At 64.5% G+C, this 22,776-nt stretch carries 35 protein-coding genes; 8 read left to right on the top strand and 27 right to left on the bottom strand.

Annotated elements, in window-relative coordinates; translation table 11 throughout:
• Positions 1 to 28 precede the first annotated feature (28 nt).
• The 8 genes from Y590_RS24515 (at position 29) to Y590_RS24550 (ending at position 5,319) form a co-directional block, all read left to right on the top strand.
• Positions 29 to 1,723, top strand: coding sequence for a DEAD/DEAH box helicase (locus Y590_RS24515; protein WP_060772596.1), 1,695 nt, complete (start codon positions 29 to 31; stop codon positions 1,721 to 1,723).
• A 20-nt stretch (positions 1,724 to 1,743) separates the two neighbouring features.
• Positions 1,744 to 1,944 (top strand): hypothetical protein, encoded by a 201-nt coding sequence (locus tag Y590_RS24520; RefSeq protein WP_060772502.1) that lies wholly within the window; start codon positions 1,744 to 1,746, stop codon positions 1,942 to 1,944.
• Between the two features lie 80 nt (positions 1,945 to 2,024).
• Positions 2,025 to 2,615 carry a hypothetical protein gene (locus Y590_RS24525; protein WP_060772503.1) on the top strand — a complete coding sequence of 197 codons (591 nt, stop codon included), beginning with the start codon at positions 2,025 to 2,027 and terminating at the stop codon, positions 2,613 to 2,615.
• Positions 2,616 to 2,730: 115 nt separating this feature from the next.
• On the top strand, positions 2,731 to 3,432 hold the full coding sequence (locus Y590_RS24530) for a hypothetical protein (protein WP_060772504.1): 702 nt from the start codon (positions 2,731 to 2,733) through the stop codon (positions 3,430 to 3,432).
• A complete protein-coding gene (locus tag Y590_RS24535; protein WP_060772505.1) occupies positions 3,429 to 3,911 on the top strand; it encodes a hypothetical protein in 483 nt (160 codons plus the stop codon). The genes Y590_RS24530 and Y590_RS24535 overlap by 4 nt, the downstream gene beginning before the upstream one ends.
• Before the next feature lie 93 nt (positions 3,912 to 4,004).
• Positions 4,005 to 4,685, top strand: a complete 681-nt coding sequence (locus Y590_RS24540; RefSeq protein ID WP_060772506.1) for a nucleotide-binding protein — start codon at positions 4,005 to 4,007, stop codon at positions 4,683 to 4,685.
• Positions 4,682 to 5,110 carry a hypothetical protein gene (locus Y590_RS24545; protein WP_060772507.1) on the top strand — a complete coding sequence of 143 codons (429 nt, stop codon included), beginning with the start codon at positions 4,682 to 4,684 and terminating at the stop codon, positions 5,108 to 5,110. Before Y590_RS24540 ends, Y590_RS24545 begins: the two co-directional genes overlap by 4 nt.
• Positions 5,107 to 5,319 (top strand): hypothetical protein, encoded by a 213-nt coding sequence (locus Y590_RS24550; RefSeq protein ID WP_060772508.1) that lies wholly within the window; start codon positions 5,107 to 5,109, stop codon positions 5,317 to 5,319. Before Y590_RS24545 ends, Y590_RS24550 begins: the two co-directional genes overlap by 4 nt.
• Before the next feature lie 176 nt (positions 5,320 to 5,495).
• On the opposite strand, the gene Y590_RS24555 is transcribed toward Y590_RS24550, so the two are convergent.
• The 27 genes from Y590_RS24555 to Y590_RS24685 form a co-directional block, all read right to left on the bottom strand.
• Entirely contained in the window at positions 5,496 to 5,876 is a 381-nt protein-coding gene (locus Y590_RS24555; RefSeq protein WP_060772509.1) for a hypothetical protein, read from the bottom strand.
• A gap of 354 nt (positions 5,877 to 6,230) precedes the next feature.
• The gene (locus tag Y590_RS24560) at positions 6,231 to 6,845 is read right to left on the bottom strand and encodes a hypothetical protein (protein ID WP_060772510.1); all 615 of its coding nucleotides are present in this window, start codon (positions 6,843 to 6,845) and stop codon (positions 6,231 to 6,233) included.
• 560 nt (positions 6,846 to 7,405) lie between these two features.
• Positions 7,406 to 7,726 (bottom strand): hypothetical protein, encoded by a 321-nt coding sequence (locus tag Y590_RS24565; protein ID WP_060772511.1) that lies wholly within the window; start codon positions 7,724 to 7,726, stop codon positions 7,406 to 7,408.
• Between the two features lie 375 nt (positions 7,727 to 8,101).
• On the bottom strand, positions 8,102 to 9,010 hold the full coding sequence (locus tag Y590_RS24570; RefSeq protein ID WP_060772512.1) for a hypothetical protein: 909 nt from the start codon (positions 9,008 to 9,010) through the stop codon (positions 8,102 to 8,104).
• Between the two features lie 1,290 nt (positions 9,011 to 10,300).
• A complete protein-coding gene (locus Y590_RS24575) occupies positions 10,301 to 10,654 on the bottom strand; it encodes a thioredoxin domain-containing protein (protein WP_060772513.1) in 354 nt (117 codons plus the stop codon).
• A 70-nt stretch (positions 10,655 to 10,724) separates the two neighbouring features.
• Positions 10,725 to 11,147 carry a hypothetical protein gene (locus Y590_RS24580; protein WP_060772514.1) on the bottom strand — a complete coding sequence of 141 codons (423 nt, stop codon included), beginning with the start codon at positions 11,145 to 11,147 and terminating at the stop codon, positions 10,725 to 10,727.
• Positions 11,148 to 11,180: 33 nt separating this feature from the next.
• The gene (locus Y590_RS24585; protein ID WP_060772515.1) at positions 11,181 to 11,711 is read right to left on the bottom strand and encodes a hypothetical protein; all 531 of its coding nucleotides are present in this window, start codon (positions 11,709 to 11,711) and stop codon (positions 11,181 to 11,183) included.
• A 58-nt stretch (positions 11,712 to 11,769) separates the two neighbouring features.
• Positions 11,770 to 12,114, bottom strand: a complete 345-nt coding sequence (locus Y590_RS24590) for a hypothetical protein (protein WP_060772516.1) — start codon at positions 12,112 to 12,114, stop codon at positions 11,770 to 11,772.
• A complete protein-coding gene (locus Y590_RS24595; protein ID WP_060772517.1) occupies positions 12,114 to 12,527 on the bottom strand; it encodes a hypothetical protein in 414 nt (137 codons plus the stop codon). Before Y590_RS24595 ends, Y590_RS24590 begins: the two co-directional genes overlap by 1 nt.
• Positions 12,520 to 12,798 carry a hypothetical protein gene (locus Y590_RS24600; RefSeq protein WP_060772518.1) on the bottom strand — a complete coding sequence of 93 codons (279 nt, stop codon included), beginning with the start codon at positions 12,796 to 12,798 and terminating at the stop codon, positions 12,520 to 12,522. The genes Y590_RS24595 and Y590_RS24600 overlap by 8 nt, the downstream gene beginning before the upstream one ends.
• Positions 12,795 to 13,121 carry a hypothetical protein gene (locus Y590_RS24605; protein WP_060772519.1) on the bottom strand — a complete coding sequence of 109 codons (327 nt, stop codon included), beginning with the start codon at positions 13,119 to 13,121 and terminating at the stop codon, positions 12,795 to 12,797. The genes Y590_RS24600 and Y590_RS24605 overlap by 4 nt, the downstream gene beginning before the upstream one ends.
• 71 nt (positions 13,122 to 13,192) lie before the next feature.
• The gene (locus tag Y590_RS24610) at positions 13,193 to 13,783 is read right to left on the bottom strand and encodes a hypothetical protein (protein ID WP_060772520.1); all 591 of its coding nucleotides are present in this window, start codon (positions 13,781 to 13,783) and stop codon (positions 13,193 to 13,195) included.
• Positions 13,784 to 13,854: 71 nt separating this feature from the next.
• Positions 13,855 to 14,292: a hypothetical protein gene (locus Y590_RS24615; RefSeq protein ID WP_060772521.1), complete on the bottom strand. Its 438-nt coding sequence runs from the start codon at positions 14,290 to 14,292 to the stop codon at positions 13,855 to 13,857.
• A gap of 96 nt (positions 14,293 to 14,388) precedes the next feature.
• Entirely contained in the window at positions 14,389 to 16,005 is a 1,617-nt protein-coding gene (locus Y590_RS24620) for a DUF8224 domain-containing phage-derived protein (RefSeq protein ID WP_060772522.1), read from the bottom strand.
• Positions 16,006 to 16,065: 60 nt separating this feature from the next.
• Positions 16,066 to 16,257: a hypothetical protein gene (locus Y590_RS24625; RefSeq protein ID WP_060772523.1), complete on the bottom strand. Its 192-nt coding sequence runs from the start codon at positions 16,255 to 16,257 to the stop codon at positions 16,066 to 16,068.
• Positions 16,254 to 16,562 (bottom strand): hypothetical protein, encoded by a 309-nt coding sequence (locus Y590_RS24630; RefSeq protein WP_060772524.1) that lies wholly within the window; start codon positions 16,560 to 16,562, stop codon positions 16,254 to 16,256. The genes Y590_RS24625 and Y590_RS24630 overlap by 4 nt, the downstream gene beginning before the upstream one ends.
• A complete protein-coding gene (locus Y590_RS24635) occupies positions 16,562 to 16,804 on the bottom strand; it encodes a hypothetical protein (RefSeq protein WP_060772525.1) in 243 nt (80 codons plus the stop codon). The genes Y590_RS24630 and Y590_RS24635 overlap by 1 nt, the downstream gene beginning before the upstream one ends.
• Positions 16,804 to 17,010 (bottom strand): hypothetical protein, encoded by a 207-nt coding sequence (locus Y590_RS24640; protein ID WP_060772526.1) that lies wholly within the window; start codon positions 17,008 to 17,010, stop codon positions 16,804 to 16,806. Before Y590_RS24640 ends, Y590_RS24635 begins: the two co-directional genes overlap by 1 nt.
• A complete protein-coding gene (locus tag Y590_RS24645) occupies positions 17,007 to 17,456 on the bottom strand; it encodes a DUF4314 domain-containing protein (protein ID WP_060772527.1) in 450 nt (149 codons plus the stop codon). The genes Y590_RS24640 and Y590_RS24645 overlap by 4 nt, the downstream gene beginning before the upstream one ends.
• Positions 17,457 to 17,987: 531 nt before the next feature.
• The gene (locus Y590_RS24650) at positions 17,988 to 18,167 is read right to left on the bottom strand and encodes a hypothetical protein (RefSeq protein ID WP_060772528.1); all 180 of its coding nucleotides are present in this window, start codon (positions 18,165 to 18,167) and stop codon (positions 17,988 to 17,990) included.
• Positions 18,164 to 18,397, bottom strand: coding sequence for a hypothetical protein (locus Y590_RS24655; protein WP_060772529.1), 234 nt, complete (start codon positions 18,395 to 18,397; stop codon positions 18,164 to 18,166). The genes Y590_RS24650 and Y590_RS24655 overlap by 4 nt, the downstream gene beginning before the upstream one ends.
• Positions 18,397 to 19,431 (bottom strand): hypothetical protein, encoded by a 1,035-nt coding sequence (locus Y590_RS24660; RefSeq protein ID WP_060772530.1) that lies wholly within the window; start codon positions 19,429 to 19,431, stop codon positions 18,397 to 18,399. Before Y590_RS24660 ends, Y590_RS24655 begins: the two co-directional genes overlap by 1 nt.
• 64 nt (positions 19,432 to 19,495) lie before the next feature.
• The gene (locus Y590_RS24665) at positions 19,496 to 20,398 is read right to left on the bottom strand and encodes an ATP-binding protein (RefSeq protein ID WP_060772531.1); all 903 of its coding nucleotides are present in this window, start codon (positions 20,396 to 20,398) and stop codon (positions 19,496 to 19,498) included.
• Positions 20,399 to 20,481: 83 nt separating this feature from the next.
• Complete coding sequence (locus Y590_RS24670; protein ID WP_060772532.1) at positions 20,482 to 21,054, bottom strand: hypothetical protein; 573 nt, start codon at positions 21,052 to 21,054, stop codon at positions 20,482 to 20,484.
• 20 nt (positions 21,055 to 21,074) lie between these two features.
• Positions 21,075 to 21,407: a hypothetical protein gene (locus Y590_RS26735; protein WP_144440074.1), complete on the bottom strand. Its 333-nt coding sequence runs from the start codon at positions 21,405 to 21,407 to the stop codon at positions 21,075 to 21,077.
• Positions 21,408 to 21,476: 69 nt separating this feature from the next.
• Positions 21,477 to 21,932, bottom strand: coding sequence for a hypothetical protein (locus Y590_RS24680; protein ID WP_060772534.1), 456 nt, complete (start codon positions 21,930 to 21,932; stop codon positions 21,477 to 21,479).
• A gap of 88 nt (positions 21,933 to 22,020) precedes the next feature.
• Positions 22,021 to 22,299 (bottom strand): hypothetical protein, encoded by a 279-nt coding sequence (locus Y590_RS24685; RefSeq protein ID WP_060772535.1) that lies wholly within the window; start codon positions 22,297 to 22,299, stop codon positions 22,021 to 22,023.
• Positions 22,300 to 22,776 lie beyond the last annotated feature (477 nt).

Here is a 22,776-nt window from a genome sequence, read left to right on the forward strand (position 1 = left end):
GCGAAGCGGAAGGCAAGGTAAATCAGTGGTGACTGATCGCGTCACGATGGCCCGCGGGGTCGTCAACGCGCAGCTCGTCGGGGCCTCGAAGGAGGTCAAGGCGATGGCGCACGAGGTTCTCAGCTACGCCGTCGAGGGCGCTGAGTTTTCAGCGGCCTTCGGGCCGGGCAAGTGGGACGGTCGATCCTCCTTCTTCGCGAACGCGACCTGCCGGTTCCCGGCCGGCTTCGCCCACATGCTCCACGCGGAGCTCACGCGCCGCGGCGTGAAGGTCCAGATCGCAGCCAACCCGCTGCCGAAGCCCAAGGGCTCTCCGGACGTCCTGAGCGACGAGGAGCGCGACGGAGATCCCCGCTACGCCTATCAGCCCCGCACGATCCGGCAGCTGCTGAAGCACGGCCGCGGCATCGCCCAGATCGCCACGGGCGGCGGCAAGTCGCGGATCGCCCGGCTCGGCGCGCGGGCGCTGCGCATGCCCACCCTCTTCATCACGACGCGCGGCGTGCTGATGCACCAGATGAAGGAGGGCTTCGAGGAGGACGGCTGGCGCGTCGGCGTGATCGGTGACGGCGAGTGGTCCCCGGTGCGCGGCATCAACGTCGCGATGGTGCAGACCCTGATGGCCCGGCTCGCCGAGGGCTCGGTCGAGAAGGAGCTCACCGCGATCATCGAGCGCCGGGCGCGCGCCGAGGAGCAGGAGAAGCTCGACCTCAAGAAGTCCATGAAGGCCTCGAACGCCAAGCCCGGCGACATCCACAAGATGCTCGACCGGCTGGAGAAGCGCCAGGAGAGCGAGCGGCTCTCGGACGAGGCCCTGGCGAAGGAAGCGACCGCGAAGGCCGATCGCCAGAACAAGCTGCGCGCGACCACGATCAAGTTCCTGGAGATGATCGAGTTCGTGATCGGCGAGGAGGCGCACGAGGCGGGCGGCAACAGCTACTTCGAGATCCTGCGCCACTGCAAGAACGCCCACTACCGGCTGGCGCTGACCGCGACGCCCTTCATGCGGGACGACGCCGAGGACAACATGCGCCTCATGGCCGCGTTCGGCCCGATCCTGATCCAGGTCACGGAGAAGGAGCTGATCGACAAGGGCATCCTGGCGACGCCCTATTTCAAGTATGTGGACACGAGCCCGCCCAAGGCCCTGTTCAAGACCACGCCCTACCAGCGCGCCTACAAGGTCGGGATCTCCGAGAACTCGATCCGGAACGCGGTGATCGTCAACGAGGCGATGAAGGGCGTGCGCGCCGGCCTGCCGGTGATGATCCTGGTTCAGCACAAGGCGCACGGGGTCAACGTGCAGACCGCGCTGGAGACGGCCGGCGCCAAGGTCCGCTTCATCCAGGGCGAGGACAACCAGAAGGCCCGCAAGGCGGCGCTGGCCGGGCTGAAGACCGGCTCGATCGAGGTCCTGATCGGCACGACGATTCTGGACGTCGGCGTCGACGTTCCGGCCGTCGGTATGGTCATCCTGGCCGGCGCCGGCAAGGCAGAGGTCGCGCTCCGGCAGCGGATCGGTCGCGGGCTGCGCGCCAAGAAGGGTGTCCCGAATATCGCCTTCATTCTCGACTTCGTGGACAAGCAGAACACCCATCTGCGCGACCACGCCCGGCAGCGCCGCGGCATCGTCGAGGCCACGCCTGGATTCGCCGAGCGCATCCTGCTCCCGAACCAGGACTTCCCCTGGCACCTGCTCGTTTCGGCAGCGCAGGCCGCGTAGATCCAGCTATAGAGAGCAGCATGAGCAACGCACGCAAGCCGGTCGATCCGGTCCACTTCTTCGATGCGCGGGGCAATCACGTCTCGCGTCTCGATCGCCTGGAGCAGGAGAACGCCCGGCTCCGGGCCCGCAACGAACGGCTCGTGGCGATGCTGCGGGCCCTGAAGCGCAAGGCCGCTCTCGCGGGCGACCAGGCTCCCGACGTCACCACCCTTCACTAACCCCTCCCCTGCCAAATTCTGTAGCCCGAACAAGGGCTTAGTGCGGCTTCCATCATCAGTCAGCAGTGACTTAGCATCCCATGAGCACCACCCTTCCCCGCTACATCGCCCTCTGCGGCAACCCGAAGGCCGGCAAGACGCTGGTCCAGACGATCCTGCAGCAGGACTACGGCGTCCAGCCGATCGACGACGGGCTCCCCTTGCGCGAGATCGCCGTCCAGCAGTTCGGGCTGACCTGGGATCAGGTCTCGACCCAGGCCGGCAAGACCGAGTTCGTCGACGTCAACGGCCAGCCCTGGCAGATCCGCAAGATCCTCGGCGAGATCGGCAACGCGCTGGAAGACAAGTTCGGCCGCAACATCCTGCCGGCGCTCGCCATCCCGCGCGCCGAGCGTGAGCACCCGGACGCGAAGGCCTTCTCCTTCGGCTCGGTGCGCCGCGATCAGGGCCTCGTCTACCGGGACCGGCTCGGGATGGTGATCGGCGTCCGGAACCCGCTGGCGCCGCCCACGGGCAACGAGTTCGACACCTTCGACGAGACCATCGTCGATTTCTGGATCGAGAACGACGGCGTGAGCATCGACAACCTCAAGCGCGAGGTCGCCGCGGCGCTCAAGCACTGGGACGCGCTGATGCACTGCGCCCAGACGATCGCTCGGAGGGCTGCGTGATGGCCTGGTTCCGCTTTTGGGTGAACGCCGCCCTGACCGCCCAGGGTCTCTCCATCGCCTACTGGACGGCTGTCTCGAATGAGGCGGCCGACCTGATCGAGAAGGATCTCCAGCCATGACCTGGGGAGGCCTCACCGCGACCAACGGGCACGCGGAGCTCGACACCAGCCGCGTCCGGCAGGGCCTCGACTTCTTCGAGGTCCGATCCGACGGCTCCGGCGAGCTGCTGGGCTGGGTCCAGGGCATCGACGGCGTTCAGGTCGAGCGCGAGAAGTCCGAGCGGATCACCTTCAACACGGTCGATGTCGACGACGAGGACATGAGCTTCGTGGTCGAGAGCGACGAGTTCGGTGCGGTCGAGATCCGCGACCAGCCGATCCTGTCGTTCCGGGTGCGCGAGCGCAAGATCACCTACCGCGGCGCCGATCTCGACCAGAGCCCGAAGCCCTACGAGAACGAGACGCCGCGCTACGCCACCCGCACGCACGGGACCGCCTGGGGCAGCATCAACTACACCTGGCGCGCGCTCGCGGTCTCAGCCGAGGAAGCCGAGCTCCTGTTCGACTATCCCGAATTCGTGCCCCACACGCCCAAGCCCAACATGCACGAGGTCGCCGGCCTGCTCGAAGAGGAGCTGTTCCACGGCAAGCTCCCGAGGGCGCCGCAGCTCGAAGGCGTGAACTACGCAGAAACGGATGCTCACGAGCTTGCTCGACAGATCACGAGAGCCGTGACGAAGGAGCACGAGCGGAGCAATCTCGGTGGATCGTGGACGCCCTCCTATCCCGGCCGCGCCGGCTCGGGGTTCCAGTCATGAGCGGCTTCCGCAAGCAGAACTTCTGCGACCTGCTCGATCCGTTCCAGGAGGAGTTCAACCGGTTCATGCTGGGCGAGCTTCTCGGCAGCGGGGAGAGCCGCGTCGTCTACGCCCAGCCCGACGGCAAGAATCTGGTCTTCAAGGTCGAGGCCGGCTGGAACAAGGGCGAGTTCCACAACGTCCGTGAGTGGAACCTCTGGAAGGAGCTTGAGGACTATCCCGACGCCCGCGCCTGGCTGGCGCCCTGTCGCGCGATCTCCGAGGGCGGGAAGATCCTCGCCCAGGCCCGCGTGCGCCCGCTCAAGGGGATCGAGGAGCTCAAGGGCATCAAGATCCCCGACTTCCTCGGTGACTGCCACTGGGGCAACCTCGGGCACTACAAGGGCCGGATCGTCTGCCACGACTACGCCTACAACCGGGTCAGCGAGAAGGCGGCCCGCAGCTTCCGGCTCATCAAGAACCGGCGCGAGGACGGGTAGCGTTCCGGGTCCGTTCCCTACCCGTTAACCGGGCCTTAACGTAAGCATGGGCGAATCCGCTTGTCAGCGACTTCGCGAAACGGAAATCCGCCCATGCTCACCATAGCTTGCCTCTCCCAGAAGGGTGGCGTCGGTAAAAGCACCCTCACCCGACTGATCGCCCGCAGCTACGCGGCTGCCGGCTGGCGCGTGAAGATCGCCGACCTCAACACCAAGCAGAAGACGTCCGTGGACTGGGCCTCGCTCCGGATGGAAGCGAACCTGGAGCCGTCCGTCTCGGCCGAGCCCTTCGCCAACGTGCGCCAGGCGCTCCTGCAGTCGATGAACTACGACCTCATGGTGTTCGACGGCCGCCCCGATTCCGAGACCGCGGGCCGTGACGTCGCCAAGGAGGCAGACCTCATCATCGTGCCGACCTCGGTCGCGCTCGACGACCTCGCCCCGCAGGTGAAGTTCGCCCACGAGCTGATCTCCAACGGCATCGAGCGCAAGCGCATCCTCTTCGTCATCAACCAGACGGGCGAGAGCCAGGTCGAGGTCAACGACGCGCGCGAGTATGTCCGGGTCGCCGGCTACGGCGTCTGCGAGACCCACATCTCGGCCAAGCCCAGCTACCGGACCGCGCAGAACACCGGCCGCGCCCTGAACGAGACCACCTTCCCCTCGCTCAATGAGCGCGCCGACGCCCTGATGCAGGAGGTCGTGGATAAGGTCGCCGAGCTCGATCCCCGCGCCTCCCAGCGTGCCTCCCTGATCGCCAAGGTGCCCGCATGAGCCGTCTGAAGATCGCCCCGCCTCCCATGCCGGCCGAGCCGGCGCCCGAAGTCGTTCCAGAGCCCGTAGAGGCGCCCTCCCCTGCTCCGGCTCCCAAGGTCGACGCGCGTCCCTCGCGGCTGTCTGCGGCCCCGCCCAAGCTCGCGCAGGCCCCGATCAACCTGCACCTGCCCAGCGAAGGCTTCGTCGACCTCAATTTCAAGGTCGAGCCCGAGCTGCGCCAGCGCTTCAAGCTCGAAGCCGTCCGCCGCGGCATGTCGAACAAGGAGCTGCTCGAAGCCTGCTTCACCGTCTACCTGGAGACGTTCCCCTCGGACGAGCCCATGCCGACCATCAAGCGTCCGACAGCAGAGACGCTCGCCCGGCGTCGGGAGAAGCGGCTGGAGCGCGAGAAGCGTCTCGAACGCATCCGGTCGCGCCAATGAGCGCCGGCCCCGAGGAGATCGACCTGCTGGAGCTGGCCCGCGAGCTCATGCGGCAGTTCACGCCCGAGGAGAGAACCGAAGTGGTCCGCGAAGCGGACCGTCTCGGGATCTCCGAGGAATACGTCGTCCTCGAAGCCATCCTGCAGCTCGATCTGTCCGAGTTCGCGCACGGGGAATTGGGGAGTGGGGAGCCTGGGACCCAAGGATGATCGCCGGGGATCTGGTGCCTCTCCCAAGGACCGGCCGGAGATGCTGGTGGACACCCGAGGCATAGCCCAGAGCGCGTGAGTGTGGCTCTAGGACATCACTGTGTCTCAAAAACTACAGTGACAAACGTGCAACGTGATGCGCGCGTGCATCAGTGTGTCACGCGCGCATCAGTGTGTCATGCTTGCTCGTCAAGCACTAATTCGACGCAATGCATAAGAAAACGCTTGAAGTCTGCGAAGTTGTCGAAGCGAAAACATTGCTTCTGCAATGTAATGTTTTCGTCAAAGTTAAGATCAGAGCATGCATAATGCGCATCGTTAAGCGTGCGCACAACGACGTGATGAAAGCTGTCGTGCTTGCGTTCGATGCGCACAGCGTCGATGTAGTGAAACTGCATCACAAGCATTTCAACGCGCTCGCTGTAAGCGTCAAAATCGTCGCGCGCGCTCATGTCAGTGCGATAGTCTGCGAAGCTGTCGAACGCGCTCATCAGCGCTTGCTCTTGCGCGAGCTTGCGTGTCTCAGCGTTCATCTCAGCGATATCTTGAAGCGTCATGACGAAAACTCTCTGTGTTGCTGACAAATGCTTGTCGCATGCGTTCGCATTGCAAGTCAATCACTGCTGACTGACTTTTTCGAGCTTTTTGCGCGCGCGATGCTTCGCGACACGCAAGCGCGCATCTTCGTCTCTGTGCGACGCGACAAGCGCTAGATAAGCTTCGCGTGCGCGTTGCTTCTCTGTGCGAAGCTCGCTCAGACGCGCTTCGATTGACGCGATTTCAGCGCGCAGAGCGTCAGACTTGCACATAGCGTTTGCTTCTCATGAGAGCGTCGCACAGCGCGTTCGCGCGCTCTGAGCTAGTGAGAGCGCTAGAGACGCGCGAAGCGTCTCTAGCGTGCGTCTGAGCGCTTAGAGCGCGACGTTCAGCGCTTTCGCGAGACGCTTCGTCGTCGTCGCGCTCAGATTGAGCTTGTAAGCGACTTTGTTCATGTCGTCGCGCGTCTCTGTCAGCACGTCGAACATTTGCAGCGCATTGATGCTAGAGCTTGACTGAGTGTCAGCAGTGCTTGCAGCGATGCTGCGAGCGTAGCGCGAAATCAGTTGCTCTTTCGTCGCGTCGCACTTGAGCGCGTCGCACAGCGACGCTTGAGCGTCAGCGTGCGTCATGCTCTTGTCAGCTTTCGTCAGATTGAGAGCAGTCAAGAAAACGTGCTTGCTGTAGACGTTCAGCGCTTCAGCTTTGACAGCAGCGCGCGCGACGTTGAACACTTTCTCAGCGCTGTAGACGTTGAAACGCTTGTTGCGACGCTCTTGACGATTGATGAAGTCAGCAGCGACGTTCGCAGTGTGCATGACTTCGCAAACGACGTCTGACGCGAAGTCAGCGCGAAGCGACTTGAACGTCTTGAAAATGTTTTCGTTAGCGTTGTTCTCGCGCTCATAAGCTTCGCGAGCGTCGAAAGCAGAAGTGAGAGCGAGCTTGTAAGCAGTGACAGCTTCGTTCTTCGCGACGTTGTTGCTCATGTCTGTGTCTCTCTGTGTTTGTGTGCTGACAAGAGACAATTTAGTCAGTTCGCATTGAGAGTCAATCAGCACTGAGTGACTTTTTGCAGAAAATAGGAATTTTCTTCTGAGACGCATTCTTGCTCTTGACAGTAGCAAGCGAGCAACACGAGCGTGTGCGCAATCTACATGCGCACAATTCAATGATGCACGATGTATTGCGCACGATTTAAGAGCGCTTGATCGAGTGATGCGCGAGCGATCGAGCCCGCGCCGCGCCATGGGTCTCTACCGAAGCCCGCCCCAAGCCGTTCCTAATTTCCGGAACCGGATGGGTCAACGGCGTCCGCCCATGGCAGCCCGATCCCTCCCATGGCACTCCATGGGGCACCAATGCGAAAATATCGTCTCAGGAGGCCCGTGGAAGCCCGCGGCAGGCTCCGGAGCTGTCCACGGTGCTCCGGACCCTCCCATGGGGCTCCTGCGCGCCCCTGTGCGATCCCATGGGCTGATCGAGCGCAACGATATGGGGCGCCCCTCGCGAGACGCCCCTCTGTGTGTCGCGCGTGCTGCGCTACCCCTTACGCGAACGCTTCCTCGCGCAGCTCCAGTGCTTCGGCGCGCTCGCGGGCCTTGCGGTCGATCATGCGCTTGCGCTCGGTGCGGCGTCGCGCGATCTCACGCTCCGCATCCTCGACGTAGAAGCTGTCGAGCTCTCCCTCGACGAACTCACGGTAGGGCACGCCCAGGGCCCGAGCGACACGCATTTCCATTTTCTCCTCTTGGTCGATGATCTTGCTGAGATGCTGCTTCTGGACGTTCGGAGCAGCGGCGAGGGCGGCATTCGTGAACTCGATCGCGTCGGCGAGGGCGTTGACGACAGAAGAAACGAGATGGCGCATTGGTTGATCTCTTGTCTTGTGAAGCGCTGCGCTTCGTTGCTGACAAGAATGACTATGCACTACGAAATGTATGGATAGAACTGGTGCGTTGTGGTGCAGTATGGGGCGACATGGATATTAGGATACGTCTCCGGCACGGGACGCGGCCCCACCCCACGGCCTCCCATGGGACCCCGCGGCAGGCCGTGGATCACCGGACCGTGCCCATGGGAAGCCGAGGAAAGCCGGACCGTGGAGGACCGTGGCCTGCCATGGACCATACCAGGGCCCGCCCCTAGCCGTTCCTAATTCCCAGAACCGGAAGCGCGGGCTCCCATGGGGCGGACCGAGGCAAGAGAAAGGGGCGCACAGGGCGCCCCAGTCTCGTCTCGGGTCTTAGGCGGCCTTCTGGATCTTCTCCTTGAGCGCCGCGGTGATCGGGGCGTCGGTCAGGGTGAAGGTGGGGTTGCGGCTCGATCCCTCGCGCTTGACAACCCCGAGGGTCTCCAGGGCCTGCATGGTCGAGGACGCTTGGGTCGGCGCGGTGCTCGCGGAGACCGTGTGGCGCGTCAGGTGCTTCCGGACCGCGATCTCGACCCCATACTTGTCCGAGGCGCACGCCTTGGCGAGTTCGAGGCTGAAGGCGTGCCCCGCGGCTTGCAGCGCGAAGATCGACTTGAGGCAGGCGCGGTTGATGGCGTTCTTGACCTCACCCGCGTCGCTGCCGAGGGCGCGCAGGATGTCGACCACTTTGTCGATGGCGTAGACGTTGTAGCGCGACCCGTCGTGCTGCGTGCGGTTCACGAAGGCGGTGTCGACAGCGGCTGCGATCAGCACGCGGGCCGGAGCCTTGGAGACGCCCATGCCCTCCCGCGCCTTCTTCAGGGTGCGCTGGATGTTGTGGCCGTCGCCTTTCTTCTGGAGCTCGAACTGGGCGCGCTCGTCGATCGCGGCGTTGATGGTGCGCTGGGCCATCTCGATGTCCGTGTCGTCGAGCAGGTCCATCAGCTCCCGGAAGCTCGGGCCGGTCGGGGTAGCGGGCGCTTGGAGCTCGTCGCGCATCTCCTCGGCAGCGATCTCCTGAGCCACGAGATCGAGGACCGCATCGGACGCCTCGGCCTCTTGGACCGGCAGGTCTGCGAAGGTCTCTTCGAGGCTCAGTTGGATCGCGGCGAGGCGCTCGCTCTCGGCAGCGGCGTCGCGGGTGGCGATCATGGCGTCGTGCTGGAGTTCTCCGAAGTTGACGTTGATCTTCGGGGCGTCGTTCTTGAAGGACTTGCGGGTGCGAGCGGTCTTAGCGGTCATCTGTCTGTCTTTCGTCTGTGAAGCGCTGCGCTTCGTTGCTGACGAAGACTAGAAACGATATTTAGGCTAGGGATGCTACTGGCACGTTATGGAAGCTCTAAGCTTCTGGATACACGCTCGCGTGCTCTATATACGTGAGAGCCGATCTCCGGGCGCGCCATGGGAGGCCGAGGAGCCCCTTGGGTCGCCGGTGCCTGCCATGAAATCCCATGGGAGCCCGTGGGTCGCCGGACGCTTGGAAATCCAAGAGCTCCAAGTCCGCGTTCCTGTAAATAGGTATATACAGGTAGATAGTAGGTAATAGGTTTTTACAGGAACGCGGACTTGGAGATTTCCATGGGATCTCCGGCGACCCGAGGCGTTCCGTGGATCGTTCCAGGGCCCGCCCCTGGCCGTTCCTAAATTCCGGATCAGGAAGACAGACCGCTGCCGGTGCCCCTCAAGCGGTCCGGACGAGACCTCGGGGCACCGGTCAGCAGCGTCAGCAACAAGCAGGCACAGAGAGAGCCCAGAGGCAGCTGCGCGTCCGGCGCGCTGCGCTTGCAGTGATAGAGATACAGCAGCGATCGTGGCGAGGCTACCGGATGCGTGTGGGCGTCCAAGGTGTTCGGGGATCGGTGGACGTAGAGGGAAACGGGCGCCGCGCGGCCGTGTCTATCTGATCCCTCTCCCAGCTATTCCCCACTCCCCGGCTCTCTATGGGCTCACACACGCTGGCGTCTCTCTAGGGGCTGTCTCTCCCCTCCCCTACGCGCTCCCCACAGACGCTCTCTCGCTCGTGTCTCTCTGATGCTGATGCGCTCTATTCGTTGGATGCGTCGCTCGCTTCGCTCAGAGCATCACACAGCGCGTTTCGTTCGTTCTGTGTCTCTCTGACGCTCTCACATGCTTCCCGACGCTCTATGAGCTTCTCATGCGATTTGCCCCTAAGACGCTCTCGATCGGGTCCATGTCTCTCTAGAGCTGATTGATGGTTTTGGGCTGCGAAATCGGGCTGCTCGGGCTCATGTCCCCTGATGAGACATTTTCCGCAAAATCGCGTTCGCATTGGATTTTGATGGGACATCCATAGGACATCCAGGTGACATCCATGGGACATCGGTGAGACATTCGCGGCCCTCGCCCGATAGTTCGCATTGAGGTTCGAGGGGACATGCAGGTGACGTCCATGGGACATCCATGAGACAGGCCTGGCCTCTCCGGACCGTGGCCTGTGTGAGCCTGGACCAGGCTTCCATGGACCGGGTGCTCTACGAAGAAGGGGCGCCCGTGGTGCGCCCCTGTGTGGTCCTAGTCCTCGCTCTCCTTCCGGAGCTGCTCACGGTCGTCGAGATCATCCACGATGTCCCAGACCTTCCCCTCCCAGTCGTCGTTGTCGTCGGGGAACTCGTTCTCGCCGAGCCTGCGGAACTCTTCGACATGCGCGTTCACGGGATAGTGGAGCTTCCGGAAGGCTCTCTTGAGCTCCAGCAGCTCCTCCTCGGTGGGTGGCGTGTCTCGATCGAAGTCGATGTCCCTGGTGTCGCCTCCCGAGCCCGAGCCGCCCCGTTCGTAGCCGAAGCGCGCCGCGATCTCCTCGATGTCGCCGTCGCTGCCCTCGCTGCGCTCGTAGGTGACTTCGAGGCTGTAGTTGATGCTGGTCATGACGCTCTCGCTCTGTCGATAGATGCACTATGCGCGAGAGACGTCGGCATGTCGGTTGGGAGCTCGCGGCTCAATACCAATACCAGTCCGCGGTCTGTGCGGGTCCGGAGAGCGGCGCCGTGGTCACGCTCTTGGTGTAGATGCAGGTCCGCTCGTAGTAGGCGGGTGGCTGGCCCTTGTAGCGCACGCAGTCGTAGACGCCGGTCCGCTTCTGCACCGTGACCACGGTCCCCTTGGGGATGACGACGCAGCGGCGCCCGGCCGTGGCTGGGATGGTCGGTCCTTCCGCGAGCTCGGCGAAGGCACGCCGGCCGCGCGCCTGCTCCAATGGGTTCTTCTTGTCGAGCACCATCAGCATGATGCGGTCAAAATCCGCGACGCTCTGGCAGGCAGGAAGATCCCGCTTGACCGTGTAGGGGCCAGGAGCCTCGGTCTCGGCATGGGCAGCCGTGGTGAGGAGCAGGGACGCGAGGATGAGGGCATGTGTCTTCATGCCTTCGCATGTAGCTCGCGATCGTAGGGCCTGTCAGGTGGCGTCGGCGCTTTCGGCGCCCTGCTCCTTCAGCATCACCTGAATGCGCTCCCAGGTGGCCGCGTAGGTCTGTGGCAGCCGGTTCTGGTATTGGTAGTGGGCGGCGCGCTTGTAGAGCGGGTGAGCGCGGATCATGGCGTTCCTAGCCATGCTCTCGGTCGTTCGCTTCTCGTAGATGCGGGTCGCGCTTGGGTCGGTCTGCGGCTTCACGCGACGGATGGCCGGGTAGTGGACGCCCTTCTCCTGGCGTTCGATGTGGAGCGCGCGCCTGGCAGCCGAACGGGCCTCTTTGCGCTGCCATGGCGTCGGCAGATGGCAGACGCGGAGCTCGACCTCTAGGAGCGTTCGCTGGCGAGCCGAGAGACCGGTGTAGGTGAGCCTCTGCTCGATCTCCTTGCGTCGCGCCTCGATCTGCTCGGGCGTGTCGATGTAGGACGCATCGGCGTGGATGCGAGCCGCTTCTTCAGGGGTGAGACTGCGTGTGAGCGTGCGGCCGTCGGCGCGCGATTGACGCTTGATGGTCATGGCTGGTTCGCGGTATAGGGTCCGAATCCCTACATCGCGAACCAGCGCGCAGGCGAAATCAGTGCTTGAGACCGCCCAGACCGCGGGCGTGGTCGATCACCTGGTCGACGACGTAGGGGACGTGGCGCGCGTTCAGGGTGAGCAGGCGCTGGGCCTTGCGCAGCTTCTCCAGCCGGTCCTGGGGCTGCTGGAAGAAGGTCGAGGGCTCGTTGTCCAGGATCTCCTGGGCCGCGGCCTCGGCTAGGTCCGCGACCAGTTGCAGCGGGTCCAGCTCGTTCTGCGGCCGCAGGCCCTGATTGATGCCGAGCTCCTTGAGGATCTCCTCGCCTTTCATCACGGTGTTCCTTCTCGTCGTCGTCTCGTGGACGTCGCTGTCGAGAGTGAGGTAGCGGCCCGATGCCATCAACCCCTCCCCTTCAGCGCCTTGGCCTTCCGGCGCGCATGACGGTTGCCGGTCTGGGTTAAGGGGCGATTGAAGTTCAGGTAGTCGTCCACGATCGTTTGGGTCATCATGGTCTTCCCCTGCCGGCGCCCGTGCTCCAACGTGAGCTTCTCGATCTGCATGCGGGTGTTGGCGTCGACCCGGTAGGCGTTCGAGGCGATGTCGTGGGCCACCTGGTCCAGGTGGGCGCGGATCTCGACGGCGATGGTCTGGTCCTCGCACTTGATGTCGACGCCAACGCCGGCGCCGCGCATCAGCAGGAAGCGCACATGCTCCTCGGCCTGGGCCTTCACCCGCTCGATCTCGTCGCCGACGACCGTGATGTCGGTGTGGCCGTCGAGGATGCGGACGGTGATGTCGGGGCGCTCAGTCATTGGGCATGCGTCCTTGGCTGCGCAGCACCCATTCGATCTGGAGCTCGTTGCGCAGGCGGGTGAGGTAGGCGAACACGCGGGCGTAGGTCCGCGCCCCGCCGCGGGTCTTGACGTGGACGTGGACGTTGCGGATGCCCTTGGCGAAGAGATCCATCAGGGCCTTCTCCGCGGTGATGACCGCGGTCCGCTCGGCGCCGGAGACCTTCAGGGCGCCGTTGGGTGTGGTGAGGACGACGTAGACGTCCTCGGGGAGCGCGAGGTCGCGGCTCATCGGGATGCCTCGGCGATGAACTCGCAGATCGCCCGTGCGGGATTCGGCAGCTCGGGCTGCATCAGAGCCTCGCGGGCCTGCTCCATCGCCGCATCGAACTCGGCGATTACATCCTCGGGGATGATGTCGTCGAACGCCTCGGCAACATCGAGCAGCGTCTGGAGCGTGCGCAGGTCGATGGTCACGGTGCCCGGCATGAGGCGCACGTAGTCGCTGCCGTCGAGACGCTGGATCGTCTGAGCGATCTGACCGCCCGGAGCATCAGTCTGCTCGATGATGCGCTCGCCCGGCAGCATGCGGGTGATGGTGTCTTGGTTCTGCATGTCTCTGCTCGCTGTGTGCTCTGCGATGATTTGACTATCGCAGAGCAAATTCGGCATGTCGGCTGGAACGACTAGGCGGCGTTCGTGCGGTAGTCTTTGACGACTTCCACGACGACGCTGGATTCTGGGGCGCTCGCGGCGATCGTGACGGTCGTCAGGCCCCAGGCGGTGCTGTCCATCGACATCCAGCTGTTCTGCTCGGCAGTCTTGTTGGGGCTGAACTCGCTGTGGACATGCACGGCGTTGTTCGGCTCGGCGAGGAATGCAGCGGCGATACGCTCGGCTTCCTCGGAGATCTGGGCGCGCAGGGTCGGCTCGGCGCAGGCGGCGTCTCGCATCTGCTCCTCGCAGTCGAAGACGATCTTCATGGACGCACGGAACTGCTCTACGGCTTCGGCAGCGGTCTCGAACACGAGGACTGCGGTGATGTCCGGGCCGCAATCGGTGTAGGCGAACAGGGTCTTGCCCTGGCTCGCGGCGATCAGCGCGTGCGAGTGCTTGTCGGTCTCGTATTCGTAGTGGGTGTCCGGCAGGTCGGCATCGTCTGGCGCTGTGTCGCAGGTCAGGACCGGGCCGTTGTTGCTCTCGATCAGCGTCACGACGACGTGATCGTAGTCGATGGTCGAGGCGTCGCTGTGGCTGGTGATGTGTTGGATGGTCATCGCGTGCTCTCGCTAAGTCGTTGCTGACATTGCGTTTATAGCAATGTCAGCGCTGTCTGTGCGCGGGGTCTCTAGGCGGCGAGACGGTTCTCGTCGTGCCACTCGCGCTGCGCGACGCCGAGGTAGAGAACGGCCTTCCGGCAGAGCGGCGAGGCCGCCTGGCAGCTCCGGACGTGGCGCGCGGCGTCGTCGTCGGAGAGGAAGATCGGCAGGTCGTCCCAGCGCTGAATGATCGGGCCACTCTCCATTGTCTCGAACACGCCCCAGCCGCGCGCCAGCGCCGTCTCCTGGTCCTCGTTGGTCCAGGTGGGCATCACGTCGTCGATGGGCGTGTCGCCGATCCGCAGCGTGCCGGGGACCACGCAGTCGGCAGGGTTGCCGCTCTCGATCAGCGGTAGGACCACGGCGACCGCTCGGCTGGCCGGCGCTGGGGAAGTCGCGCCGTTCCTAAACGGGTCGCTGACCTGACCCTCGTAGTCGCGATCGTCCTCGAACGGAGAGATGCTCATCTTAAGTCACCCGTGACTTACTTGTTTCGACAAAACTATATTTACGATTACTTGTCGGTTAGTCGGGTGGGGCTGTGTGGCCCCACCCTGGCGATGCTAGTCCCAGCGGTCGATCCGGTGGATGGACGAGCCGACGTTCGTCGTCACCCGGATCAGCGGCGACGGATGATTGTCGCCCACCCGCACGCCGTTGGCGCTCTGGTCGTCCTGGTTCTCCAGCGAGCCGTCATTGGAGAACGCCTCGATCGTCGAGCGGATCTCGTGCAGGTCCCCGTGCAGGCACGAGGGGAACAGGGCGAGGCCGGAGCTCTTGGAATCGACCGCGCCGCGCAGCAGGAAGATCGCGGTCTTGCTATACTGCGGGTAGGCGTCCTCGCCCGCATACATGGGCGGCAGCAGGCTGATCCCCGGAACCTCGACCCAGGCGCCGACCGGCAGATTCCAGAACTCGGTGGCCTTGCCCCGCGGGTAGACATACCAGGCGATCGGGTTGCGGGCCTCCTCGCGGTCCCAGAGCAGGATGGGCGGACTGTCGGGCTCGACGGCCGCGGTCAGCCCGATCATCTTCATCATGGTCGCCGTGAGGACCTCGATCTTGAGGGCGTCGGGCAGCACGGTCCGGGCGAACTTCGACCAAGTGATCGGCGCCGGCGCGCGGGCGACCACATCGAGCGAGGCCATGCGCTGCGTGCCCTTGGCCTTGAGATGCCCGAACACGCCGCCCGCGGCCGGCGCCACCCGCACGGCCTTCGGCTGCCAGAGCAGCGTCAGATCCTCGATCCGGGCGTGACGCCGCTTGAGCGAGGGAGCCAGGCCGAGCCGCTCGATCTTCTTCTCCGCGACCGCGATGTTGCCGGTCGTCGGCGCCACCTGGGCGCGCTGGTAGCGCAGCGGGGCGACCTTGGCGCCGAACTCCCGCTTGAGCTGCTCCACGTCCTTGCCGATCTTGAGGGCATCGAGCAGCGTGCCGAGCATCGTCGAGCGCGGCTTCGCCCAGCCGGCCGGGGCCATCGCGACCGCCTTCCAGACCACGTTGTTCGCTGCCGCGCCGCGCTTGCCCGCACGGGTCGAGTGGAGCTCGTGCAGGAACTGGGCGGCGTCCACGAACTTCTCGGACGAGGCGAGCACGTCGGCCTTCAGGAGATTGAGCGCCTGGGCCACGACGTCGGCCTTGTAGTCGATCAGCCCGTGCGAGAGCGTGCCGTAGTCCTGGCGCTTCTCGGCCATCGCCTCGAACGCCGACTTCGCCCGGTCCATGAAGACCTGCTCGCGATGCGGCTGGATGGCGAAGTGGGTGAATCCGCCCGCTTCCGGCGTGCCCCACATGCGCTCCTTGGACAGGAACACGCCCGTCACCCGCGCCTCGCGGACCAGGACCCGCATGTGATCAACCGCGGCGAGATAGGTCTCGGGGGCCTGCTGGCTGCCCCAGATCGCCGGGAACTGCCGGCCGTCGTCGGCGATATAGACCAGCCCGCCGAAGTTGCGGATGAAGGTCTTGCAGCAGTTGCAGGTGTGATACTGCCGCTGCCCGGCCGGCACCTTGGACAGGTAGGTCTCGTAGAGCGCGTCCGTGTCGACGTCGGTCGTGAACAGGTGCCGCCCGTGCTCCGTGAAGCCGGCGAGGAAATGCTTCTGGAGCGCTCGGACCATCGGGTCGAAGTCTTCGCCCGTGATGTGCGTGTGATGCTCGTCGGTTCCCGTGATCGTCATGTGTAAGTCACCTGTGACTGACTGTTGTTGACAAGATTATATTGACGAAATCGCGTCGGCTTATCTTCTGGAAGCTTTCGGGCGACGACGGCGAGATCTGTCGCGCTGGGTCCAATCCTTGTCCCGGACCCAGTGCTTGCGCGGCCGGGCGCCGACGAAGATCGGCAGGTAGAGCGGCTCGATCGGGTTGACCAGGCGGATCACGTTGCGGAAGCTGCGAGCCCAGCCCGCCCGGTTGCGGTCGAGGCTCATCTGGGGAAGGGCGGCTTGTCGTTCGGGTCCGTGACCTCGACGCAGATCACCTTGCCCTCGTCGCGCTGGGACCAGCGGTTGATCTCCCGAGCGCACGTCCCGCAGTAGTAGGCGCGGGTCGACGTGTTGAACCAGTTCTCGCCCTTGATGACCCGCTGGCATCGGGTGACGTTGCAGTTGCCGTCGAAGATGCCCTTGAGGATCGCCTTCTCGCGAGCCTCGGCGCCCTCACGAATCATGCTGACGGCCGCGGGCGGCAGCGGGTTGCGCAGACGGCGCTGCAGGTTCTTGGCGTAAGCGCCCATCAGTCCCTCTCGTGTGGCTGGAGTTCGTCGTAGAGGTCGCACCAGTCCTGCCCGTTGGGGCCACGGGTGCCGCGGGTGTTCTGCATGACCTCGCTCTGATGCAGCGCGAGATCAGCGACGCTGCGAAAGCGGCGCGCGTGACGCCGATCCCGATCGTGAATGACATGCGCTGCGGCGAAGGTGATGACGGCGCCGGCCAGGGCGCCGAGCACGCCGCCGAGGGTGAGCCAGTAGGTCTCCATCACTCGTCCTCGAACAGATCGGCATCGGTCACGAGGCAGTCGGTGCCGCTGCCGATCGCGAAGAGGCCGTCGGACGCCTCCTTCAGCAGGTGGCGCTTGCGCGCGTCGGGCTCGGTCGCGACCATCTTCGCGATGGTGTCGCCCGCGAGGGTCGCCGCTTCCGCCGCAATGACGGCGAGCGAGGGCGTGTAGTAGGAGCGGCTCATTGATGCGCGTCCTTCTCGTCGATGAAGCGGCAGATCTCTTTGCGAGCGGCCTCGCACATGGTCTCTTCGAGATCCGAGCGGTCGAACCAGTCTTCGATCTCCTCCTTGGAGGGCTGATTGTCCCAGCCGTCCGTCATGGTCGCGATCTCTTCCACGTCGTAGATCGCGACCGCAGCCCCGCGCCGGCGCATCTCCTCCAGGCATCGCGTGAGCTGGATGTCGGTGAGCTTGCTGGCATCGAAGGGCTCGGCGAGGATCTCCCAGCGGTCCACGCCGATCACAAGGATCAGCGAGCGGCCGGTGTCCCACTTCACGCCGATCTGCCGGACGGTCTCATTGACGAAGGAGACGATGCCCTCGGTGCCGGCCGGGATCGGGCACGGGTCGTTCGGCATCTCGATCAGGCGAATGCGGTCGCCGATCTTGGGGAGCGATTGCTCAGTCATTCGTGACTTACCCTCTTGCGTGTCGATTTCTGATGCTCTGACAATACGTTAGAGCAGTCGGCAACGCTTGCGGTGTGTGCTGGTAAGTCAGCTCTGACTGATTCGAGGCGCATGCGCAAGTGGCAAGAAAGTCACTGGTGACTGACTGCCCCTTGAAATCGCCCATGGATGCGCGATTATTTGGGAGTGGACCGGACGGTGAACCGCCCGGCCCTTCTAGCGAGTGGCTACCCGAGCTTGCAGCGGAGGATCAGGGACCAGCTGGTCCTCCGCACTCGTTTCCACTTCACCAGAATGCTGATGCGTGGCTTGAACCACATCATCGGCTACTCCTTTTCGTGACCGAGCGATGCCGTCGCCCGCAGGCACCCAGCGGCTCACTGGGCACGGGGCGTCTGGTCGCCCTGGCGTTCTCGCTCGATCACAAGCTCACTCTCGCACGCGTGCGCGAGGCTCTCAACTGGAGCCATGCGGCGGCACGCTGCCATGGGTGACGCCTGAAACGAGAAAAGGGGCCCGAAGGCCCCTTCCCTACTCCTCGAACACCATCACGCGCCCTTCAGACCCAGCCAGCCGGAGAGCCAGGCGCTCGGCCTTCTTCCGTGTTCGCTTGTGGGCGACGACAGCGGGCACCATGAACGCTCGCCCGTTCGAGTGCTCCACCGTCACCGTCCAGCCCCGCTGGGTCTTCAGGATGCCGTAGAAGGTCATGACTCGATCCGCTCGATGGTCTTGGCGACGTTCTCGGGGTCGGCGGCGATGAGCGCGGCCTTAATCGCGCGCATCATGATGGCCTGGTCGTCGGGGCTGTATTCCTCCAGGGGACGAACGGGGCATTCGCCCCGCTCGCTCCCGTAGCGACGCATCCAGAGGCGCCGCAGGGTCAGCATCCAGGCTCTCGTGGCAAAGAGAACCTGATCCGACGTGGGCTCGACGGCCATCAGGCCGCGAGCTGATCCGCGCGGCCGACCACACCGTTCTCGGACGGCGGGTTGATGCGCACGTCGTAGCGGACGCCGGCCTCGACCAGCGTGCCGGTCTCCGCAGGGGTCAGATCGAAGAACACGTTCTTCTCCACGATCCGGGTGTGGAGCTTCACGAGCAGCGCATCGACCGCGGCCAGCCTGTCGGCGTAGCGATCGGCGTCGGCGCTGTCGTCGTTCGCGACGGTCTTGAGAGCGGCGAGCTCCTGCTCGACCATCGCCTTCTCCTCGCGCAGCTCGCCGATGACCTCGGCCTGCTGCTTGACCGTCTCGTCGAGCTCCTCGATCGTCGCCGTCTGGCTCTCGATCGCCAGGTTGCGGGACTGAAGCACGTCCATCAGGTGCCCGTGCTTCATCTGGCGATCTTCGATCTCGCCTTCGAGCAGAGCGGCGTGCTCCTGGAGCCCCTCGACTTCGCCGGTGAGCTTCTCGATCACGCGGGCGATGATGCCCTTCTCGTTCTCCTCGCCGCCGTAGGTGCCGACGAAGCCCGACGCGATGATCGCCTCGAAGATGGTCTCGATGACCTCGGCCGGGTCGTAGCCGTTCTCCGGCAGCTGCGGGTAGATCTTGCGGAGCGCGAGGTCGATCTCGGCGAAGGTCTCCTCGTCGAGCGCGAGCTCCGTGTTCTTCTCGCGGATCACCTGGCCGAGGTGGTTGATGGTCTCGGCCCCCTTGGCGAGCGTGCCGGCCGCGGCGTTCATGAGGAGCGCGCTGGTCTGCTCCTGCTCCAGCTTCTTCAGGAGCTCGTTGCGGTAGTGGTCGATGACGTCGTTCAGCTCGCGGATCGTGACGTCGCGGTCGGCGATCATCTGGAACTGGTCGGACTTGAGCAGGCTGCCCAGGTGCGAGGCGACGTTGACGGTGCGCTCGTTGGTCTCGGTCTCGGCAGCGCGGGCGCGACGGAAGGCGCGGATCGAGAAGCCACTCAGAAGGCCGGACAGGCCGAGCGAGGCAGCGGCGACGAGATTGGTGGTGCTGAGGATGTCCATGTCGATCTTTCTCTGTGTGCGCTCACTCAGCGCTGACTGACTATAGCGCTCGCGTGTCGGCGTTTCAGAAGAGAAAACGCACGAGCGCGAGGCAGATGACGACGGCGATGAGCGGGACGGCCGCAACACCCACCTTCGGCGCACCGGGGACCGCGATCGGTGCGGCCCCGGATTGGAGATCGTCCTCCCAGCTCTCGCCGAGCTGAAGGTGCTGCGTGTCGGTCGCGGCAACCTGGATGAGGACGGGAAGCTTGGAGATCGCGACCCCGAAGCCCCAGAACTGGCCGGGGTTGAGGGTGCGCAGGCCGAGTGCCTCGTCGCTTTTCAGCGGGAAGCCCAGGTTGTTCGCCGCGGCGTTGCGGTCGAGCACCTGCCCCACCCGGCCGATCAGCCAGGTGTTGCACTCGGACACGGCGCTCTTGGAGATCTTGGCGAGGCGCTGGGTCGCGAGGATACCCGTGAAGCCCCGCTTGCGCCCCTGGCTCATCAGGGTGTGGATCGAGGCGCGCGAGGCCGCCCCGCCGTCCTGGGGCGCGTAGCGGTGCGCCTCGTCGAGCACGATGAACACGGGCTGCCACAGCGCGCGCGGCGCGGCCATCAGGGCGTCGATCAGGCCGGCGATGATGCGGCGCTGGATCTCCAGATGCTGCGCGTCCTCGAACTGCAGGACGACGGACATCTGCCCCTTGAGGATGTCGTGGGCGAGGTTGGCGACGTTCTTGGGCGTCACCTTCATCTTCGAGCGCGGCCCGCCCACGATCACGTAGGGGTGAGCCTGGCGCAGGGTGTGGAACTCACCCTCGGGGTCGATGACGATGTGGAGCGCGGCGCCCCAGGTCTGCTCCAGGACCTTCCGGACGGTGTAGGTCTTGCCGCTGCCGGTGTTGCCGACGATCGCCAGGTGGGTGCCGATCAGCTTGCCCGCGTCGATGGCTATGTCGTTGCCGTCGTGCGTTGTCCCGATCATCGCTAAGTCGCTCTCGCGCTGTTTCGCTGTTGAGCTACACAATGCGCGAGAGCAGTCGGCTGCGCTACTGGCGCAGCGTGGCGTCAGCTTTCACCAAGCTCGGCCTTGAGACGGGCCAATTGCGCCCGCTTGTCGGCCTCGGCTGCCGCGCGAGCCGCTTCCTTGCGCTGCGCGATGGCCGCACCGAGCCGTTCGCGCGTCTCGACCAATGCCGTCTCCAGCGCCGGGATCACGGTCTCGAAGCCGTGACTTTCGGACGGCAGTTCGGGCACAGCCTCATACTCACGCCGCAGCTCGATCCGGTAAGTCCCGATCTCGATGTAGGTGAGACCATTCGCCGGCGAACGGGCGATCTTGCCCGCGAAGTCCGTATAGCAACGATGCCTGTCAAGGTTGTCATACTTGAACCGTTCGAGATAGTGCGGTTCCGGCAAGTGCAGACGATCCCAGGCGTCCTTACTGCCCTTGGCCCAACCCAACACATGCTCGACCGCGAGAGCGCGGAGCTTCTCGGCCAGCTCCGGCAGCGTGACCGCAACCAGCTCGCCCGTGTCATGCTTCTTCGTGTAGGCGTAGTCCCCGTATTCGTCCGAGACGATCTTGTAGGGGAGAACATGGACGGGATGCAGCTCCTCGCCCTCGTGATCGGTCTGCATGGTTTGATCCTCCTTCCTGGTCAGTCGACCGTGTAGCCCTCGACGCTCACGCCCTCGGCATCCGTGGCGTCACCCGTCGGCATCCAGCCCTTCTGCACCGCCCCTGCTGCGGCGCCTGCGGCTGCTCCGACGAGGGCGCCGGTGACGGGGCTCGAAGAGGTCGAGCGGCTCGTCGTGGTCGCTGGCCGTGCCGGAACCGCGGGCCGCGCGATCGACGGCGCCCGCACCGAAATCGTCGGCGCCCGCACCGAGACCGTCGCCGGGAACGCCTCCCGCGAGGTCAGCATCAGCGTGGCGCCCGCGCACTGGATCACCAGGGCCGCGGTCAGCAGAGTAGACCATCCGTTCCTCATCTTACTCTCCCTCGAAGGGACGGCTCTCGCCGTCCTCGATGATGGTTCCGTCGTCGGTGACGATGCGGCTCATGCGGCGAAGTCCCGCCAGTTGCCGGCGTAGTCGGTCGGCAGCGGCGCCGGGCCGTCCACGAGATCGGTCGAGCACAGGCCCTCGTCGATCTTGTGCTGATGGCGCTCCCGGAAATGCTCGATGGGCTTGGAGAGCACGCGCGCGACCTCGGTGGCCTCGCACTCGTCGGCCGACAGCTCGGCCGCGCCGCAATAGGCGAGGATCGCGATGCCGATTCCACCGACCTCCTGGGCCGGGTCGCCGGGCGGCCGGGCGTAGACCTTGGCAGCCAGGCGCTCGATGCGCCCGAGCGGGTAGCCCTCGGCCTGGGCCAGCTCGATCGCCTCCTCCAGGACCCGCTCGACGCGGACCTTGCGGGTGACGGGGCCGAAGGCGGCCTTGCACCAGGAGAACGTGATGGCCTGGCGCCGATCGCGCCCGAGGCCGGTGAAGAAGTTGATGACCTTGCTCATGTCCCTCTCGTGTGTGGTCAGTCAGTCGTGACTGATGCGCGTGCATATAGCGATCCGGACGCGGCGCTTGCGTCGGGATCGCGTGGGCTCAGTTCGTGCGGCCGAGATCGACCGGATTCTCGCCGACGACGCGGGGATCGCGGCTCATGGTGATGAGGGTCTCCATGATCGTCGGATTCTTGAGCGCGACGGCCAGCGCCATCAGGAGCGTGCCCTGCTTCTGCTGCGCCTCGGTCAGACCGTCAGCGCCGAGCTTCGCGGTCGAGAACACCTTAAAGGTGCCGTCCTCCTTGAGGATCACGCCCGCGTCACCCTCCTCGATCGGGGCGGAAACGAAATCGTCAGCGGTCAAGAGGGCCTTGGTCACAAAGTTGCTCCTTCTGTGGAAAAGTCGGTTTTCATGCACATCAATCCACAGCCTCGGGCTCGCGGATAGGCTTGCATTCCTGTCTCGGGTGCGGAACAAACAGGGAACGGAACGGAGTCGATTCGCCGCAATTAACCCACCAGAAAGTCAGAAGCCCCGGAGCGGGGCGTCCGGGGCTTCCTGCGGTAGATCTTCTTGCTCGAAACCACCTTTGGGCGGAAAGGGCCCTTGGTCAGAGCTTGAGCATACGGGTTTCGTTTCTTGAGCTTGTCACTCATGTTCCTATCTCGTCATCTGCACTCAATCTGTGTAGCACGCTGAACGCGGCGCTACACAAAAATGACACGGCAAGAGCTTGGCCGTGAGGGTGCGACACTCTGTCAGGGCGCCGTCGCAGTGAATGCCCGATTACAGGGCTGCCGCTGTCCAAAATTCGGACACGGTTCATGTGGAAACGAACACAGAACCGTGACCCGG

Source organism: Methylobacterium sp. AMS5 (genome assembly GCF_001542815.1).
Lineage (GTDB): Bacteria > Pseudomonadota > Alphaproteobacteria > Rhizobiales > Beijerinckiaceae > Methylobacterium.

What these genes read in the sequence shown, in the direction of transcription:
- Y590_RS24520 (WP_060772502.1), top strand. Translation starts at nt 1,744, where the DNA reads ATGAGCAACGCACGCAAGCCGGTCGATCCGGTCCACTTCTTCGATGCG.
- Y590_RS24525 (WP_060772503.1), top strand. Translation starts at nt 2,025, where the DNA reads ATGAGCACCACCCTTCCCCGCTACATCGCCCTCTGCGGCAACCCGAAG.
- Y590_RS24530 (WP_060772504.1), top strand. Translation starts at nt 2,731, where the DNA reads ATGACCTGGGGAGGCCTCACCGCGACCAACGGGCACGCGGAGCTCGAC.
- Y590_RS24535 (WP_060772505.1), top strand. Translation starts at nt 3,429, where the DNA reads ATGAGCGGCTTCCGCAAGCAGAACTTCTGCGACCTGCTCGATCCGTTC.
- Y590_RS24540 (WP_060772506.1), top strand. Translation starts at nt 4,005, where the DNA reads ATGCTCACCATAGCTTGCCTCTCCCAGAAGGGTGGCGTCGGTAAAAGC.
- Y590_RS24545 (WP_060772507.1), top strand. Translation starts at nt 4,682, where the DNA reads ATGAGCCGTCTGAAGATCGCCCCGCCTCCCATGCCGGCCGAGCCGGCG.
- Y590_RS24550 (WP_060772508.1), top strand. Translation starts at nt 5,107, where the DNA reads ATGAGCGCCGGCCCCGAGGAGATCGACCTGCTGGAGCTGGCCCGCGAG.
- Y590_RS24555 (WP_060772509.1), bottom strand. Translation starts at nt 5,876, where the DNA reads ATGACGCTTCAAGATATCGCTGAGATGAACGCTGAGACACGCAAGCTC.
- Y590_RS24560 (WP_060772510.1), bottom strand. Translation starts at nt 6,845, where the DNA reads ATGAGCAACAACGTCGCGAAGAACGAAGCTGTCACTGCTTACAAGCTC.
- Y590_RS24565 (WP_060772511.1), bottom strand. Translation starts at nt 7,726, where the DNA reads ATGCGCCATCTCGTTTCTTCTGTCGTCAACGCCCTCGCCGACGCGATC.
- Y590_RS24570 (WP_060772512.1), bottom strand. Translation starts at nt 9,010, where the DNA reads ATGACCGCTAAGACCGCTCGCACCCGCAAGTCCTTCAAGAACGACGCC.
- Y590_RS24575 (WP_060772513.1), bottom strand. Translation starts at nt 10,654, where the DNA reads ATGACCAGCATCAACTACAGCCTCGAAGTCACCTACGAGCGCAGCGAG.
- Y590_RS24580 (WP_060772514.1), bottom strand. Translation starts at nt 11,147, where the DNA reads ATGAAGACACATGCCCTCATCCTCGCGTCCCTGCTCCTCACCACGGCT.
- Y590_RS24585 (WP_060772515.1), bottom strand. Translation starts at nt 11,711, where the DNA reads ATGACCATCAAGCGTCAATCGCGCGCCGACGGCCGCACGCTCACACGC.
- Y590_RS24590 (WP_060772516.1), bottom strand. Translation starts at nt 12,114, where the DNA reads ATGGCATCGGGCCGCTACCTCACTCTCGACAGCGACGTCCACGAGACG.
- Y590_RS24595 (WP_060772517.1), bottom strand. Translation starts at nt 12,527, where the DNA reads ATGACTGAGCGCCCCGACATCACCGTCCGCATCCTCGACGGCCACACC.
- Y590_RS24600 (WP_060772518.1), bottom strand. Translation starts at nt 12,798, where the DNA reads ATGAGCCGCGACCTCGCGCTCCCCGAGGACGTCTACGTCGTCCTCACC.
- Y590_RS24605 (WP_060772519.1), bottom strand. Translation starts at nt 13,121, where the DNA reads ATGCAGAACCAAGACACCATCACCCGCATGCTGCCGGGCGAGCGCATC.
- Y590_RS24610 (WP_060772520.1), bottom strand. Translation starts at nt 13,783, where the DNA reads ATGACCATCCAACACATCACCAGCCACAGCGACGCCTCGACCATCGAC.
- Y590_RS24615 (WP_060772521.1), bottom strand. Translation starts at nt 14,292, where the DNA reads ATGAGCATCTCTCCGTTCGAGGACGATCGCGACTACGAGGGTCAGGTC.
- Y590_RS24620 (WP_060772522.1), bottom strand. Translation starts at nt 16,005, where the DNA reads ATGACGATCACGGGAACCGACGAGCATCACACGCACATCACGGGCGAA.
- Y590_RS24625 (WP_060772523.1), bottom strand. Translation starts at nt 16,257, where the DNA reads ATGAGCCTCGACCGCAACCGGGCGGGCTGGGCTCGCAGCTTCCGCAAC.
- Y590_RS24630 (WP_060772524.1), bottom strand. Translation starts at nt 16,562, where the DNA reads ATGGGCGCTTACGCCAAGAACCTGCAGCGCCGTCTGCGCAACCCGCTG.
- Y590_RS24635 (WP_060772525.1), bottom strand. Translation starts at nt 16,804, where the DNA reads ATGGAGACCTACTGGCTCACCCTCGGCGGCGTGCTCGGCGCCCTGGCC.
- Y590_RS24640 (WP_060772526.1), bottom strand. Translation starts at nt 17,010, where the DNA reads ATGAGCCGCTCCTACTACACGCCCTCGCTCGCCGTCATTGCGGCGGAA.
- Y590_RS24645 (WP_060772527.1), bottom strand. Translation starts at nt 17,456, where the DNA reads ATGACTGAGCAATCGCTCCCCAAGATCGGCGACCGCATTCGCCTGATC.
- Y590_RS24650 (WP_060772528.1), bottom strand. Translation starts at nt 18,167, where the DNA reads ATGACCTTCTACGGCATCCTGAAGACCCAGCGGGGCTGGACGGTGACG.
- Y590_RS24655 (WP_060772529.1), bottom strand. Translation starts at nt 18,397, where the DNA reads ATGGCCGTCGAGCCCACGTCGGATCAGGTTCTCTTTGCCACGAGAGCC.
- Y590_RS24660 (WP_060772530.1), bottom strand. Translation starts at nt 19,431, where the DNA reads ATGGACATCCTCAGCACCACCAATCTCGTCGCCGCTGCCTCGCTCGGC.
- Y590_RS24665 (WP_060772531.1), bottom strand. Translation starts at nt 20,398, where the DNA reads ATGATCGGGACAACGCACGACGGCAACGACATAGCCATCGACGCGGGC.
- Y590_RS24670 (WP_060772532.1), bottom strand. Translation starts at nt 21,054, where the DNA reads ATGCAGACCGATCACGAGGGCGAGGAGCTGCATCCCGTCCATGTTCTC.
- Y590_RS26735 (WP_144440074.1), bottom strand. Translation starts at nt 21,407, where the DNA reads ATGAGGAACGGATGGTCTACTCTGCTGACCGCGGCCCTGGTGATCCAG.
- Y590_RS24680 (WP_060772534.1), bottom strand. Translation starts at nt 21,932, where the DNA reads ATGAGCAAGGTCATCAACTTCTTCACCGGCCTCGGGCGCGATCGGCGC.